Below are 15,246 nucleotides of genomic sequence, written 5' to 3'. Positions count from 1 at the left end.
CCAGACGCGTCGCCCGCTCCGCTCTTCTCACCGCGCCTCCCCGATGACTCACCCGCCCCCCTTCATCGCCGTCATTCCCGCCCGGCTCGCGTCGACGCGGCTCCCGAACAAGCCGCTCGCCGACCTCGGCGGCAAGCCGATGGTCGTGCGCGTCGCCGAGCGCGCGCGTGAAGCGGGCGCGCAGCAGGTGCTCGTCGCGTCCGACGCGCAGAGCGTGCTCGATGCGGCACGCGATCACGGCTTCGAAGCGGTGCTGACGCGCGCCGACCATCCGTCCGGCACCGACCGGCTCGCGGAAGTCGCGGCGACGTTCGGGTGGAGCGACGACACCGTCGTCGTCAACGTGCAGGGCGACGAGCCGCTGATCGACCCGGTGCTCGTGCGCGACGTAGCGTCGCACCTCGCCGCGCATCCGGCGTGCGCGATTGCGACGGCCGCCCACCCGATCCACGACGCGGCCGACGTGTTCAACCCGAACGTCGTGAAGGTCGCGCTCGACGCACAGAGCGTCGCGCTGTACTTCTCGCGCGCGCCGATTCCGTGGAGCCGGGACGCGTACCAGCCGCACTGGCCCGACGTCGCAGCCATGCCTGGACCGGCTTTCCCGGTCTACCGGCACATCGGCCTCTATGCGTATCGCGCGCGTTTCCTGCGCACGTATCCGACGCTCGCGCAGGCGCCGATCGAACAGGCCGAGCAGCTCGAACAGCTGCGCGCGCTCTGGCACGGCGAGCGCATCGCAGTGCTGATCACCGAGTCCGCGCCCGAAGCCGGAATCGACACGCCGGCCGATCTCGCACGCGTGCAGGCCCTTTTTCAGCCGGGTTCAAAATAACCCGTGGCATAATCAGGCGATTGTGCGAGCCGTCCGCGACCAGCGCGTCCTCGCTTGACCCCGCCCGCGGCCCTGCCGGCAGCCGCGCGTCGCTCAACCCGACGCGCCGCATCAGACCGGTCCGCCGCGCGCCAGGCAAGCCCCGCGCACCTCGTCGCCAGCGCTTTTCGCATCTCGCCACACGAATCTACATACTGGAGATATCACCATGCGTTTGATCCTGTTGGGCGCGCCCGGCGCGGGAAAGGGCACCCAGGCAAACTTCATCAAGGAAAAATTCGGCATCCCGCAAATCTCGACGGGCGACATGCTGCGCGCGGCCGTGAAGGCCGGCACGCCGCTCGGCGTCGAGGCGAAGGGCTACATGGACGCCGGCAAGCTCGTGCCGGACGCGCTGATCATCGGCCTCGTCAAGGAACGCCTGAAGGAATCCGACTGCGCGAACGGCTATCTGTTCGACGGTTTCCCGCGCACGATCGCGCAGGCTGACGCGATGAAGGAAGCCGGCGTCGCGATCGACTACGTGCTCGAGATCGACGTGCCGTTCTCGGAAATCATCGAGCGCATGAGCGGCCGCCGCACGCACCCGGCATCGGGCCGCACGTACCACGTCAAGTTCAACCCGCCGAAGGTCGAAGGCCACGACGACGTGACGGGCGAGCCGCTGATCCAGCGCGACGACGACAAGGAAGAAACCGTCAAGAAACGTCTCGAAGTGTACGAAGCGCAGACCAAGCCGCTGATCACGTACTACGGCGACTGGGCCCAGCGCGGTGCGGAAAACGGCCTGAAGGCTCCGCAGTATCGCAAGATCTCGGGCCTCGGCAGCGTCGATGAAATCCGCGAGCGCGCGTTTGACGCACTGAAGTAAGCAGCGCGTCGCGCTCCCGCAAGCCGCCCTTTCCGGGCGGCTTTTTTTTTGCCCGGGCGAAATCCGTACGACCGTTCCGGTCTCGCCGCCGCGCGAGGGCGCGCCGTACAATCGGTCGGGTGCCGGCGCCCCTGTTACCGGCGCCCCGGCATTTCAACCGATCGCGCGGCATCGAGCCAGGCAACCGCTTCGCGCGCAACCGCAACAGGCGCCGGAGCGCCAACGGCGGTCGACAACGGAGGCAGTCATGGAAATTCGCGGCAACGTGTTTCTGATCACGGGCGGCGCCTCGGGCCTCGGCGCCGGCACCGCACGGATGCTCACGCAGGCAGGCGGCACGGTCGTGCTCGCCGACCTGAACGACGCGGCGGGCACGGCGCTCGCGACCGAGCTGGGCGGCATCTTCGTGCACTGCGACGTGTCGAGCGAAGCCGACGCGCAGGCGGCCGTCGGCGCGGCGACGCGCACCGGCACGCTGCGCGGCCTCGTGAACTGCGCGGGCATCGCGCCTGCCGCGAAGACTGTCGGCAAGGACGGTGCGCATCCGCTCGACGTGTTCGCGAAGACGATCAACGTGAACCTCGTCGGCACGTTCAACATGATCCGGCTCGCGGCCGCCGCGATGGCCGCCACCGCGCCGACCGCGGACGGCGAGCGCGGCGTGATCGTCAGCACCGCGTCGGTTGCCGCATTCGACGGACAGATCGGCCAGGCCGCATACGCGGCGTCGAAAGCCGGTGTGGCGGGCATGACGCTGCCGATAGCACGCGACCTGTCGCGCAACGGCATCCGCGTGATGACGATCGCACCCGGCCTGTTCGAGACGCCGATGCTGCTCGGCATGCCGCAGGACGTCCAGGACGCGCTCGGCGCGATGGTGCCGTTCCCGCCGCGGCTCGGCAAACCGGCCGAATACGCGCTGCTGGTGCGGCAGATCGTCGAGAATCCGATGCTCAACGGCGAAGTGATCCGCCTCGACGGCGCGATCCGGATGCAGCCGAAATAGGCACGCAAAAAAACGCCCGCATCGCGGGCGTTTTTTCATTCAGGGTTCCGGCAGCGCCGCAGTGGCTCAGTCCTCGCCGTCGCGCTGCATCCGCTGCCGCAATTCGGTCACCTGCGACTCGACGACGGTTGCGTCGTCCGCGTCCGGCCGCTCGCCGAGATACTGCTCGAGATCCTCGAGCGCGGGGCGCAGGTAATCGAGCCGCGCATACGCGAAACCGCGGTCGCGGACTTCGTCGAGGTGCTCGGGCAGCAGGATCACGAGCCGCTGCTGCACCGCCAGCAGCCGCTGCCAGCGTTCCGTCTGAAGATAGATCGTCTTCAGGTTGCGCAGCATCCGCGCGATGATCTCGCGGCTCGTCGCCGGCTGCAGCAGCGCGCGCAACGCACTGTCGACCGCACCGGCTGCACGCGCGACGTACGGCTCGAGCATCTCGACCATCTCGGCTTCGGACAGCGAATGCCCGTTGGCCGGATCGATGATCAGGTCGCCGTCCGGCAGCGTGACGCGCAGCAGGAAATGGCCGGGGAACGATACGCCGCGCGCCGGCACGCCGACCTGCTCGGCGAGTTCCAGGTACAGCACCGACAGCGAGATCGGGATCCCGCGCCGCCGCTTCAGCACGGCGTTCAGGTGGCTGTTATCGGGGTCGTAGTAATCGTTGTGATTACACGCGAAGCCGAGCTCGCGGAAGAAGAAATCGTTCAGCGCGGCAACGCGGCCCTTCAGGTCCGCGTCGTCGGCGAACCGCCGGCGCAACCGCGCCGCCAGCATGTCGAGTTCGGCCAGCGTGCCCTGCAGGTCGAGGTCGGGATATGCGTCCTGCGCCAGCGACAGCGCCGCTTCCGTGACGGGCAGGCTGTCATCGTCTGCCACGAGCGTGCTGAAGTAGTCGAGGACGCGGGTCATTGCGGTCGTCACTTGGCGCGCCTTCTGAAATAAGCGTATTTGAAGCCCATCACCCACAACATACCGAAATATAGTGCAGCGAACACCACGAGGCACGCGGCCATCAGTGCGATGCGATCGAGCGGCTGCGCACGCATCCCGGTCCAGTCGAAGCTGATCGACAGCCAGTGCATCAGGCCCGCGAGCACGAGCGTCGCGCCGATCAACTGCACGAAGAAGCGCAGCCAGCCCGGCGACGGCTGGTAAATGCCGCGCTTGCGCAGCCCGATGAACAGCAGCAGCGAGTTCAGGCACGCGCCGACGCCGATGCTCAGCGTCAGGCCTGCATGACCGATCAGCGGCACGAACACGTAGTTCGAGATCTGCGTGACGATCAGCACGCCGATCGCGATCTTCACGGGCGTCTTGATGTCCTGCTTCGCGTAGAAGCCCGGCGCGAGGATCTTGATCAGGATGATGCCGACGAGGCCGATCCCGTAGGTCGCCAGCGCGCGCGCGACCATCGTGACGGTATGCGCGTCGAACTTGCCATAGTTGAAGAGGGTCGCGGTGAGCGGCGTCGCGAAGAAGAACAGCGCGAGCGCGCTCGGCGCCGCGAGCAGGAACGTGACGCGCAGCCCCCAGTCGAGCAGCGCCGAATACTCGTGCGAATCGGCGTCGACGTGCGCCTTCGACAGGCTCGGCAGCAGGATCGTGCCGAGCGCGACGCCGAGCAGCGCCGTCGGGAATTCCATCAGGCGGTCGGCGTAGTTGATCCACGACACGGCACCCTGCCCGAGCCGCGACGCAATATTGGTGTTGATGATCAGCGACAGTTGCGCGACCGACACGGCGAACGTCGCGGGCACCATCTTCGCGAGCACGCGCTTCACGCCCGGGTGGCGCAGCGCGCGCAGCGGGTTCAGACCGATCAGCGGCACCATGTCGATCTTCTTCAGGCCCGGCAACTGCACCAGGAACTGCAGCACGCCGCCGACGATGACGGCCCATGCAAGCGCGAACACCGGCACCTTCAGGTGCGGCGCGACGAACACGGCCGCCGCGATGAACGCGACGTTGAGCAGCACCGGCGCGAACGCGGGCAGCGAGAAGCTCTTGTACGTGTTCAGCACGCCGGACGCGAGCGTCGTTAGCGAGATGAACACGATGTACGGGAACATGATCCGCGTCATCGTGACCGCGAGCGGGAACGCCTGCCCGTCGGTGTGCAGGCCGGACGCGACCGCGAACACGACCCACGATGCGCCGGCGATCCCGACAACCGACAGCACGGCAAGTGCCCACGCCAGCACGGTGGACATCGCGTCGACGAGCGCCTTCGTCGCGTCGTGCCCCTGCTGGTTCTTGAACTCGGCGAGGATCGGCACGAACGCCTGCGAGAACGCGCCTTCGGCAGACAGGCGGCGCAGCAGGTTCGGGATACGGAAGGCGACGTAGAACGCGTCAGTGTATTGACTGGCGCCGAACGCACGGGCGATCAGCGTCTCGCGGGCCAGTCCGGTCACGCGCGACAGCAGCGTGAAGCCGCTGACCGTCAGCAGGGCTCGGAATAGATTCATGGGGCGCTTATTATACGGACGTTGCGTGGCCCGGCCAGCGGCCGATGCCGAAAAGCACACGAGCCGCCGGCGCCCCGTCCGGCGGGAGTCACGTTAAACTTGCCACTCGCTTGATTTTGTTGCTATAATCGCCGGTTTCTGGGCTCGTACATGCACGGCAACTGCCGTTTTCATGTCCCGGCCTCGGTTAAAATCACCGTTTTTTTATGCGCCCCTGGGCAATCGTTCTCAGGGGACGGATCGAAAAGCAGCGCTTGGCCGTCAGGCTCCAAGCTCTGGAAACAGGACAGGATAAGGAACCGTCATGGCTAACTCCGCACAAGCACGCAAGCGCGCCCGCCAGGCCGCGAAGGCAAACTCGCACAACTCGGCGCTGCGCTCGAAATTCCGTACCGCGATCAAGGCTGTTCGCAAGGCTGTCGACGCCGGCGACCAGGCAAAGGCTGCAGAGCTGTTCAAGTCTGCCGTCAAGACGATCGACACGATCGCCGACAAGAAGATCGTTCACAAGAACAAGGCCGCTCGCAGCAAGAGCCGCCTCGCCGCAGCCGTCAAGGGTCTGCAGGCAGCAGCGTAAATCCGGTGCGCCCGCTCACGCGGGCGTTCCTGTTTCCTGCGATCGCAAAAAAGCCCGCCTAGGCGGGCTTTTTTGTCGTCTGTCGCCGGCGCATGATGCGAGCCGACGACACCTTGCCAGGGCGGGCGCCGCAGGCGCCCTCGCCCGGGGTCAGCATTACTTCTTCGCGTCGTAGTCCGGCAGTTCGCACGCCTCGGTGACAACGAGGTTGTTGTCCTTCGCGAAATTCAACACGAAATCGAAAGCCATCGGCTCGACGTCGCGCAGCCGGGAATCGAGGATCACGCATTTCAGGTCGCCGAGCATCGTCGGACGCACATAGAGCGAATACTTGAGACGCGCGTTCGGCCCGCTCGCCCCCGGCCCGAAGCAGGCCATCACACCGGCCAGACGTTCCGACCAGTCGCTCGGGCGAAACTTTTTCCCGTCTTTCGTGATGCCCTGGATGAAGAATTCGGTCGGAGGGGTTTCAGCCATGTGGTTACCCAAGTGACGGCCCGGCGATGTCCAGGCAACGGCGCCTGGATACGCGAACACAAAGCTGAAACGGACGGCAGCACAAGCACTCCGGTATCCCGAAAACGGGACGTCGACGCGCGCCGCCGGCGGACTGCACCGGATTTGTGCAGCGCACGGCTTGTGTCCGGCAGAGCGCGAGGAGGCTTGCCTGCCGGGCTGGAGAAAACTTTTGGATTATACCGCAGCGCGCCATCGCGCGCCGTCCCGACACCCCTCCTCCTGCACCGCCTGTCGTGCGCGGCGATCCCGCCCCGCTTCTTTCCACGGCTCGTCAAAGCACAGAAAATCCTTTATGCTGCTTTGAGTTATCCACACCCGACGGCGGCGCCGTCCGGCCTTGCTGCCGGATGCAACCCGCCGTATCTCGCTTCATGACCGCCAAAACCATTCGTCACTACCTGCAGTTCAAGGATTTCTCGCTGGAAGACTACGAGTACGTGCTCGAACGCACGGGTATCCTGAAGCGCAAGTTCAAGAACTACGAGACCTATCACCCGCTGCACGACCGCACGCTCGCGATGATCTTCGAGAAAAGCTCGACGCGTACGCGCCTGTCGTTCGAGGCCGGGATCTTCCAGCTCGGCGGCCACGCCGTGTTCATGAGCACGCGCGACACGCAGCTCGGCCGCGGCGAGCCCGTCGAGGATTCCGCGCAGGTCATCTCGCGGATGGTCGACATCATCATGATCCGCACGTTCGAGCAGGACGTGATCACGCGCTTCGCGGAGAACTCCCGCGTGCCGGTGATCAACGGCCTGACCAACGATTACCACCCGTGCCAGGTGCTCGCCGACATCTTCACGTACTACGAGCACCGCGGCCCGATCGCCGGCAAGACGGTCGCGTGGGTCGGCGATGCGAACAACATGCTGTACACGTGGATCGAAGCTGCGCAGATCCTCGGCTTCAAGCTGCGCCTGTCCACACCGCCCGGCTACGCGCTCGACATGAAGCTCGTGTCGCCCGACAGCGCGCCGTTCTACGAGGTGTTCGACGATCCGAACGAAGCGTGCAAGGGCGCCGATCTCGTGACGACCGACGTGTGGACGAGCATGGGGTTCGAAGCCGAGAACGAAGCGCGGATGAAGGCGTTCGCCGACTGGTGCGTCGACGAGGAAATGATGGGCCACGCGAACCCGGACGCCCTCTTCATGCACTGCCTGCCTGCGCACCGCGGCGAAGAAGTGACGGCCGGCGTGATCGACGGCCCGCAGAGCGTCGTGTGGGACGAAGCGGAAAACCGCCTGCACGTGCAGAAGGCGCTGATGGAGTTCCTGCTGCTCGGCCGCCTCAAGCACTGACGCGCCGGCATCCGGCCATCCATGAAAAAAGCGCCGATCGACGATCGGCGCTTTTTGTTCGGGCGCACGAAAAGCAGCGCGGAACCCGTGTTACAGGCAGACCGGCTCGGGCTCGAGTTCGATGCCGAATTGCGCGTGCACGTCGGCCTGGATCGCCCGCGCCAGCGCGAGCACGTCGGCGCCCGTCGCGCCGCCGCGATTGACGAGCACGAGCGCCTGGCGGTCGTGCACGGCCGCCGTACCTAACGCGCGCCCCTTCCAGCCGCAGCGGTCGATCAACCAGCCGGCCGCGAGCTTGACCTGCCCGTCCGGCTGCGGATACGACACGACCTCGGGCACGCGGGCGCGCAGCGCATCGAATTGCGCGGCATCGATCACCGGATTCTTGAAGAAACTGCCCGCGTTGCCGAGCACGAGCGGATCGGGCAGCTTCGCGCGGCGGATCGCGACGACGGCGTCGAACACGTCGCGCGGCGTCGCCGCATCGGGCGCGATGCCGTGTGCGTCGAGTTCCCGCGTGACGTCCGCGTAGCCGAGCCGCGGCGCCCACTGCTTCGGCAGCCGGAACGTCACCGCTACGATCGCAAACCGGCCGCGCCCTTCCCGCTTGAAAAAGCTGTCGCGATAGCCGAACGCGCAGCGCGCGGCGTCGAATCGCTCGCTGCGCCCCGTCGCCAGCTCGACCGCGACCAGCGAGTCGAAGTACGCCTTCATCTCGAGGCCGTACGCGCCGATGTTCTGGATCGGCGCGGCGCCGACCGTGCCCGGAATCAGCGCGAGGTTCTCGAGACCCGGCATCCCGTGCTCGAGCGTCCATGCGACAAATGCGTGCCAGTTCTCGCCGCCGCCGGCCTCGACGTACCACGCGTCGTCATCCTCGCGCACGACGCGGCGGCCCGCGATCTCGTCGAGCAGCACGAGGCCGTCGAAATCGCGCGTGAACACGACGTTGCTGCCGCCGCCGAGCACGAGCTGCGGCAGGTTCGCGACGCGCGGGTCGCGATGGAGCGCCTCGAACTGCGACGCATGCGTGATGCGCGCGGCAAGGCGCGCGGTCGCGGCGATGCCGAACGTATTGTGCGCGGCGAGCGGATGGTCGGGGAGCAGCGACAGGGCGGAATCGTCAGGAGGCATCGGCATTCGCGGTCACGTCCGCCCGGGCGGCACGCGGCCGGTCTTGGGCAAACGGAGGGGCATCGGTAAAATGGCAAACAGTCCGCAATTATAGCGAGTGCCCGCGCGTGAGCCGGGTGCCCGCATCTCAAGGGAGAATGCCATGCCATCGTTCGACGTCGTTTCCGAAGCGAACATGATCGAAGTGAAGAACGCCATCGAGCAGTCGAACAAGGAAATTTCGACGCGCTTCGACTTCAAGGGCTCCGACTCGCGCGTCGAGCAGAAGGAGCGCGAGCTGACGCTGTTCGCCGATGACGATTTCAAGCTCGGCCAGGTCAAGGACGTGCTGATCAGCAAGCTGGCCAAGCGCAACGTCGACGTGCGCTTCCTCGACTACGGCAAGGTCGAGAAGATCGGCGGCGACAAGGTCAAGCAGATCGTCACCGTGAAGAAAGGCGTGACCGGCGATCTCGCGAAAAAGATCGTGCGGCTCGTGAAGGACAGCAAGATCAAGGTGCAGGCGAGCATCCAGGGCGACGCGGTGCGCGTGGCCGGCACGAAGCGCGACGACCTGCAGAGCGTGATCGCGATGCTGCGCAAGGACGTGACCGACACGCCGCTCGACTTCAACAACTTCCGCGACTGATCGCCGGACGATCCGTCACATCATCGCGCCGGGCCCCGCACACGCGGAGCGCCCGGCATGCGGCAGGCGCCGCACCTGCTCAGGCTTTCCCGCCGTCCTGCGCGCCGCTGTCCGCGGCCGCCTTCTTCTTGTCGCCGATGCGGCTCTCCTGCCCCGCCAGCAGCTTCGAAATGTTGCCGCGGTGACGCCACACGAGCAGCACGCTCATCGCGAGCACGGCCCACGCAACCGGGTTGTGGCCCGTGCCGAACAGGAACACGTCGAACACCGGCGCAAACACGGCCGCCACCAGCGCCGCGAGCGACGAATAGCGGAAGAAGAACGCGACGATCAGCCAGGTCAGCGCGGTCGCGAGCCCGAGCACCGGGTGCACGGCGAGCAGCACGCCGGCCGCGGTCGCGACGCCCTTGCCGCCCTGGAAGCGGAAGAACACCGGATACAGGTGGCCAAGGAACACGGCGATCGCGACCCATGCGACCGCGACGTCGGGCAGGCCGAAGCGCCGTGCGAGCCAGACGGCAATCCAGCCCTTGAACGCATCGCCGACGAGCGTCAGGATCGCGGCTTTCTTGTTGCCGCTGCGCAGCACGTTGGTCGCGCCGGGATTCTTCGACCCGTACGAACGCGGGTCGGCCAGGCCCATTGCGCCGCTGACGACGACGGCGAACGACACCGAACCGATCAGGTAGGCAACGAGGGCGGCGAGCAGGATCTGCATGCGGAGGACTCTTCTTTCAACGTATCGATAAAGGGACGGCTGCGCGCGGCAAGCCGAAACGGCGCCCATTCTACCGAACGCGCGCAGGCTGCCACGAAGGTGAAACCCTCAGTCGACACTGGCGCACTGCACGGACTGCGCGCCGAGCAGCGACGTGAGCACGGCCGGCGCGAGGCTGACGAGGTAGCCGCGACGGCCGCCGTTCAGGTAGATCGTCGGCAGCTCGAGGATCGTCGCCTCGACGTAGACGGGCATCGCCTTGCGCGTGCCGAACGGCGACGTGCCGCCGACGAGATAGCCCGAATGACGGTTCGCGACCTCGGGCTTGCACGGCTCGACGCGCTTCGCGCCGATCTGCCGCGCAAGGTTCTTCGTCGATACGGTGCGATCGCCGTGCATCAGCACGATCAGCGGCTTCGCATGTTCATCTTCCATCACGAGCGTCTTCACGACGCTGTGCTCGTCGACGCCGAGCTGGCGCGCCGATTCGCCGGTGCCGCCATGCTCGACGTAGTCGTACGGATGCTCGCCGAACGCGACGCCATGGCGGCGCAACAGCTGGGTCGCGGGGGTTTCGGACACGTGTCTGGATTTGCTCATGGCGGCATTTTAATGGCGAACGACCGGCGGGCGGGCAATGGCGCCCTCGCGCCGACGCCGGCGGTATACTCGCGGCCCGTTTTCCGCCGGGCGGCCGGCTGAGTCGCCGCCACGATTCCGTCCATCATCATTGCGGACATCGCGAAGCGCTATTGCCCGAATGGCCGATTGTGGCGCGCACGCCATCATGGCACGATCGTTCGCCAACCTCGCCAGCCGCCGCCTGCCCCTTTTCTGGAGACGCCATGTCCTCGTCCCATCGTTCTTCCGAGCCGCTCGACGTCGAAGCGCTGCTCGCCGCGCTGCCTCGCCGCATCGCCGACGTGCCCGCACGCTGGGCCGCGCAGGCGCCCGCGCATCCGGCGCTGATCGAGGACGCGCGCCGCCTGTCGTACGGCGACCTGTCGCAGGCCGTCGACGCGGCCGCCGTGCTGCTCGCCAACCTCGGCGTGCAAGGCGGCGACCGCGTGATGATCGTCGCCGAAAACTGTGTCGCGCAGATCGTGCTGCTGTTCGCGGCCGCCCGCGTCGACGCGTGGGCGCTCGTGTCGAACGCGCGGTTGTCCGCCAGCGAGCTCGACGCGATCGCCGCGCACGCGCGTCCGAAGCTGATCGCGTTCACCACCGACGCATCGCCCGACGCGCGCACGCATGCCGCTCGGCACGGCGCGACGCCTGCCGGTGCGCTGCCGGTCGACATCGGCGCGTGGTCGTATCGCGTCGACGCGAGCGCGCCGGGCGAACCGGTCGCCGCCGACGGTGCCGCGCAATGCGCGGCGCTGATCTACACGACCGGCACGACCGGCACGCCGAAAGGCGTGATGCTGTCGCATCGCAACCTGCTGTTCATCGCGGCGACGTCGAGCACGCTGCGCCGCGTGTCGCCCGACGACCTCGTCTATACGGTGCTGCCCGTGTCTCACGTGTACGGGCTCGCGTCGGTCTGCCTCGGCAGCCTGTACGCGGGCGCGACGCTGCGGCTCGTCCCGCGCTTCTCGCCGGAAGCCGTGCGCGTCGCGCTCGCCGACGAAGGCGTCACGATCTTCCAGGGCGTGCCCGCGATGCACGCAAAGCTGCTCGAACACCTGCACACGCACGGCCACGCGTGGCACGCACCGCGCCTGCGCTTCGCGTATTCGGGCGGCTCGCCGCTCGACGCGAACCTCAAGGCACGCGTCGAGCACCTGTACGGCGTGCCGCTGCACAACGGCTACGGGATGACCGAAAGCAGCCCGACGATCACGCAGACACCGCTCGACGCGCCACGCGCCGACAGCTCGGTCGGCGTGCCGATTCCCGGCGTGGAGATGCGGATCGTCGCGCCGGACGGCACCGACGTGCCGTCGGGCGAAGTCGGGGAAATCCGCGTGCGTGGGCCGAACGTGATGCTCGGCTATTACCGCAACGCAGACGCCACGCGAGCGGCCGTATCGCCTGATGGCTGGCTGAGCACCGGCGATCTCGCGCGACAGGAGGCAGACGGCGCGGTGACGATCGCCGGCCGCAGCAAGGAGCTGATCATCCGGTCGGGCTTCAACGTCTATCCGGTCGAAGTCGAGCAGGTGCTGAATGCGCATCCGGACGTCGTGCAGGCGGCCGTCATCGGGCGCGCGGTCGAAGGCAACGAGGAAGTGCTCGCGTTCGTCGAGCTGGTGCCCGGCGCGACGGCGGACGAAACGGCATTGCACGCATGGTGCGCGGAGCGGCTCGCGCCTTACAAACGCCCCGCGCACATCCGCGTGCTCGACGCGCTGCCGGCCGCGTCGACGGGCAAGGTGCTGAAGCACAAGCTGCGCGAGCGGGTCTGACGCAAGCGGGCCGGTGCGCGCGCCGAAGCCCGCGCCGTGAAGTGCGCTAACCGCGCGGGTGGTGTTGCGCGTGCAGCGTCTTCAACCGCTCGCGCGCGACGTGCGTATAGATCTGCGTGGTCGAGATGTCGCTGTGGCCGAGCAGCAACTGCACGACGCGCAGGTCGGCGCCGTGGTTCAGCAGGTGCGTCGCGAACGCATGCCGCAGCGTGTGCGGCGACAGGTGCGCACGCACGTCCGCGTGCTGCGCGTGGCGCTTGATGATGTTCCAGAACTGCTGGCGCGTCATCCCGTCGCCGCGCGCGGTCACGAACAGCGCATCGGCCGCGCGCGCACCGAGCAGCGCCGGCCGCGCATTGCGCAGGTAACGCTCGATCCAGCCGTGCGCGACTTCGCCGAACGGCACGAGCCGCTCCTTCGAGCCCTTGCCCATCACGCGCACGACGCCCTCGTTGAGCCCGACCTCGACGGTCTTCAGCGTCACGAGCTCGCTCACGCGCAACCCGCTCGCATACATCAACTCGAGCATCGTGCGATCGCGCAGGCCGAGCGGCGTGCCGATGTCGGGCGCGCCGAGCAGCGCCTCGACCTGCGCCTCCGACAACGTCGACGGAAACCGGGCAGCCTGTTTCGCGGACGTGATCCGCAGCGTCGGGTCGGCGCTCGCACGGTGCTCGCGCACGGCCCAGCCGTAATAGCGCCGGAACACGGACAGCCGCCGGTTCGACGACGTCGCCTTGCCGTCGCTGCGCGCGGCGATGTAGCCCGTCACCATCGCTTCGTCGACCGCATCGAGCGGCGTGTCGTGCGTCGCGGCCAGCCATTGGGAAAACAGCACCAGATCGCGCCGGTACGCGTCGAGCGTGTTGCGCGCGAGCCCGTGCTCGAGCCACAGCGCATCGCAAAACACGTCGATCGACGCACGGCTCGCGAGCAGCGCGGGTGACGCCGCGGCAGCTTCGCCGTCGGCTTCGGGGGAAATCAGCGATTCACTCATCAGTACGGCACGCCTTCGTGCGCCAGCAGCCAGCGCTTCACTTTCTGGTAATAACCGTTGTCGTCGTGGTTCGCGAAGCCGCCGAGGCCGCCCGCCGCGACGACGCGATGGCACGGGACCACGAGCGGGAAGTAGTTCGCGCCGCAGGCCTGGCCGACCGCGCGCGGCGCGCTGCCGATCCGCTTCGCGACCTGGCCGTAGGTCAGCACCGTGCCGGGCGGGATATCGCTGATCACGTCCCACACGCGATGCTGGAACGCGCTGCCGACCTCGGCGAGCGGCAGGTCGAAGCGCGCCGACGCGCGCTCGAAATAACGTTCGATCTGCTTGACCGCGCGCATCGCGAGCGGCGAGTCCGGATCGACCGACTTCATCGATTCGGGCAGATAGACGATCTCGCGCACCACCGCGGCATCCGTGCGGATGCCGACCTTGCCGAACGGCGCGTCGATGACTGCATTGAACATGGCCCTCTCCTGACCGATGGATGCGCGCGGCACCACCGCGCGCCGACGACACTTTACGCCGCCTTTACGCGGCCCGCAGCGCCCATTCGACATGCTCGCGCACGACCGGCGACGGATCGTCGGCCCGCGCGCGCAACGCGGCGACGATCGCGTCGCGCGCCTGCGGCGCGAGCCGGCCCGCGTCCGCACGCAGCGCATTGCCGAGCCCGACCGCGAGATTGCGCAGCCAGCTTTCGTAGCCGATGCGCCGGATCGCACTGCCCTGCATCCGCGTATCGAACGTGTCCGCATCCCACGCAAACAGCTCGACGAGCGTCGCGCGATCGAGGCCGTGCCGCACGTCGAAATCGGCGACGGGCGCGGCCTGCGCGAACTTGTTCCACGGGCACACGAGCTGGCAGTCGTCGCAGCCGTACACGCGGTTGCCGATCATCGGCCGCAGCGGCTCGGGGATGCTGCCTTTCAGTTCGATCGTCAGGTACGAGATGCAGCGGCGCGCGTCGACGCGGTACGGCTCGACGATCGCGCCGGTCGGGCAGGCGCCGATGCAGCGCGTGCAGCTGCCGCAGTGCGCGCCTGGCGTCTCGGGCGCGGTGTCGGGCGACGTATGCGCGTCGGTCGGCAGCGGAACGTCGACGTAGATCTCGCCGAGGAAGAACAGCGAGCCCGCATCGCGCTGCAGCAGCAGCGTGTGCTTGCCGCGCCAGCCGACGCCGGCCTTCTGCGCGAGCTCGACCTCGAGCACGGGTGCCGAATCGGTGAACACGCGGTAGCCGAACGCGCCGATCTCCTGCTCGATGCGCTCGGCGAGCGTCTGCAGCCGGTTGCGCAGCACCTTGTGATAGTCGCGGCCGCGTGCGTAGATCGACACGACGGCCGCCTGCGGATCGTCGAGACGGGCCCGTTCGCGCGCGCGCCAGTCGTGCAGCGCATGCGCGCCCGGCTCGCCGTCGGGCGTGCCGGCAGCGAGCGTTTCTGCCGGCAGGTAGGCGAGCCGCGCGGAAATCACGCGTCGCGTACCGGCCACAAGTTCGGCCGGACGCGCGCGTTTCATCCCATGTTTCGCCATATAATCCATTTCGCCGTGGTATCCGGCTTCCAGCCAGGCGGCGAGGCCTGCTTCGGCATCCGAGAGATCGGTATCGCTGATGCCGATCGCCCCGAAACCCAATTCGCGCCCCCACGCCCTGATGCGCGCGGCGAGCGCAGTCAATGCCGCATCGTCGAGCGCGCACGGTGCCGCGCCTTCGGCACGAGTCGAAGGCCTGTCGGATGCGGCGAGTTCCGGTAATCGGTTCATCGCACTATTTTACGAGA

Annotated in this window: 16 protein-coding genes; 7 read left to right on the top strand and 9 right to left on the bottom strand. The window is 67.5% G+C overall.

Features of this window, described 5'->3' with window-relative positions:
• Positions 1–43 precede the first annotated feature (43 nt).
• The 3 genes from kdsB to B7G54_RS22390 all read left to right on the top strand — a co-directional run bounded on the left by kdsB (position 44) and on the right by B7G54_RS22390 (position 2,712).
• Positions 44–835 carry a 3-deoxy-manno-octulosonate cytidylyltransferase gene (gene kdsB / locus B7G54_RS22400; protein ID WP_085041080.1) on the top strand — a complete coding sequence of 264 codons (792 nt, stop codon included), beginning with the start codon at positions 44–46 and terminating at the stop codon, positions 833–835.
• A 208-nt stretch (positions 836–1,043) separates the two neighbouring features.
• Complete coding sequence (gene adk, locus B7G54_RS22395) at positions 1,044–1,706, top strand: adenylate kinase (protein ID WP_085041079.1); 663 nt, start codon at positions 1,044–1,046, stop codon at positions 1,704–1,706.
• Positions 1,707–1,953: 247 nt separating this feature from the next.
• Positions 1,954–2,712, top strand: coding sequence for an SDR family NAD(P)-dependent oxidoreductase (locus tag B7G54_RS22390; protein ID WP_085041078.1), 759 nt, complete (start codon positions 1,954–1,956; stop codon positions 2,710–2,712).
• A gap of 66 nt (positions 2,713–2,778) precedes the next feature.
• Here B7G54_RS22390 and B7G54_RS22385 read toward each other — a convergent pair whose 3' ends face one another.
• Positions 2,779–3,621: a SirB1 family protein gene (locus B7G54_RS22385; RefSeq protein ID WP_085041077.1), complete on the bottom strand. Its 843-nt coding sequence runs from the start codon at positions 3,619–3,621 to the stop codon at positions 2,779–2,781.
• Between the two features lie 8 nt (positions 3,622–3,629).
• Positions 3,630–5,180: a murein biosynthesis integral membrane protein MurJ gene (murJ, locus tag B7G54_RS22380; protein ID WP_085041076.1), complete on the bottom strand. Its 1,551-nt coding sequence runs from the start codon at positions 5,178–5,180 to the stop codon at positions 3,630–3,632.
• Positions 5,181–5,484: 304 nt separating this feature from the next.
• Between murJ and rpsT the strand changes: the two genes are divergently transcribed.
• Positions 5,485–5,757: a 30S ribosomal protein S20 gene (gene rpsT, locus B7G54_RS22375; protein WP_039368270.1), complete on the top strand. Its 273-nt coding sequence runs from the start codon at positions 5,485–5,487 to the stop codon at positions 5,755–5,757.
• A 156-nt stretch (positions 5,758–5,913) separates the two neighbouring features.
• On the opposite strand, the gene B7G54_RS22370 is transcribed toward rpsT, so the two are convergent.
• Positions 5,914–6,234 carry a DUF3579 domain-containing protein gene (locus B7G54_RS22370; RefSeq protein WP_021162567.1) on the bottom strand — a complete coding sequence of 107 codons (321 nt, stop codon included), beginning with the start codon at positions 6,232–6,234 and terminating at the stop codon, positions 5,914–5,916.
• 413 nt (positions 6,235–6,647) lie between these two features.
• Here B7G54_RS22370 and argF point away from each other — a divergent pair, with 413 nt between their 5' ends.
• Positions 6,648–7,577, top strand: coding sequence for an ornithine carbamoyltransferase (argF, locus tag B7G54_RS22360; protein WP_085041210.1), 930 nt, complete (start codon positions 6,648–6,650; stop codon positions 7,575–7,577).
• Positions 7,578–7,667: 90 nt separating this feature from the next.
• Here the strand turns inward: argF and murB are convergent, their stop codons facing one another.
• Positions 7,668–8,717 (bottom strand): UDP-N-acetylmuramate dehydrogenase, encoded by a 1,050-nt coding sequence (murB, locus tag B7G54_RS22355; protein WP_085041075.1) that lies wholly within the window; start codon positions 8,715–8,717, stop codon positions 7,668–7,670.
• Between the two features lie 136 nt (positions 8,718–8,853).
• On the opposite strand from murB, the gene B7G54_RS22350 reads away from it, so the two are divergent.
• A complete protein-coding gene (locus B7G54_RS22350) occupies positions 8,854–9,339 on the top strand; it encodes a YajQ family cyclic di-GMP-binding protein (RefSeq protein WP_085041074.1) in 486 nt (161 codons plus the stop codon).
• Positions 9,340–9,418: 79 nt separating this feature from the next.
• On the opposite strand, the gene plsY is transcribed toward B7G54_RS22350, so the two are convergent.
• Together plsY and ybaK are read right to left on the bottom strand one after the other, a co-directional pair.
• Positions 9,419–10,057: a glycerol-3-phosphate 1-O-acyltransferase PlsY gene (gene plsY / locus B7G54_RS22345; protein WP_085041073.1), complete on the bottom strand. Its 639-nt coding sequence runs from the start codon at positions 10,055–10,057 to the stop codon at positions 9,419–9,421.
• Positions 10,058–10,165: 108 nt separating this feature from the next.
• Complete coding sequence (ybaK, locus tag B7G54_RS22340; RefSeq protein WP_085041072.1) at positions 10,166–10,657, bottom strand: Cys-tRNA(Pro) deacylase; 492 nt, start codon at positions 10,655–10,657, stop codon at positions 10,166–10,168.
• 245 nt (positions 10,658–10,902) lie between these two features.
• Here ybaK and B7G54_RS22335 point away from each other — a divergent pair, with 245 nt between their 5' ends.
• On the top strand, positions 10,903–12,465 hold the full coding sequence (locus B7G54_RS22335) for a class I adenylate-forming enzyme family protein (protein WP_085041071.1): 1,563 nt from the start codon (positions 10,903–10,905) through the stop codon (positions 12,463–12,465).
• Positions 12,466–12,511: 46 nt separating this feature from the next.
• Here the strand turns inward: B7G54_RS22335 and xerD are convergent, their stop codons facing one another.
• The 3 genes from xerD to queG all read right to left on the bottom strand — a co-directional run bounded on the left by xerD (position 12,512) and on the right by queG (position 15,229).
• A complete protein-coding gene (gene xerD / locus B7G54_RS22330; RefSeq protein ID WP_085041070.1) occupies positions 12,512–13,462 on the bottom strand; it encodes a site-specific tyrosine recombinase XerD in 951 nt (316 codons plus the stop codon).
• Positions 13,462–13,929, bottom strand: a complete 468-nt coding sequence (locus B7G54_RS22325; RefSeq protein ID WP_085041069.1) for a methylated-DNA--[protein]-cysteine S-methyltransferase — start codon at positions 13,927–13,929, stop codon at positions 13,462–13,464. The genes xerD and B7G54_RS22325 overlap by 1 nt, the downstream gene beginning before the upstream one ends.
• Positions 13,930–13,993: 64 nt before the next feature.
• Positions 13,994–15,229, bottom strand: a complete 1,236-nt coding sequence (gene queG, locus B7G54_RS22320) for a tRNA epoxyqueuosine(34) reductase QueG (RefSeq protein WP_085041068.1) — start codon at positions 15,227–15,229, stop codon at positions 13,994–13,996.
• Between the last annotated feature and the right edge of the window lie 17 nt (positions 15,230–15,246).

The organism is Burkholderia puraquae, assembly GCF_002099195.1.
Lineage (GTDB): Bacteria > Pseudomonadota > Gammaproteobacteria > Burkholderiales > Burkholderiaceae > Burkholderia > Burkholderia puraquae.
This window is presented reverse-complemented; position numbering and strand designations above follow the sequence as displayed.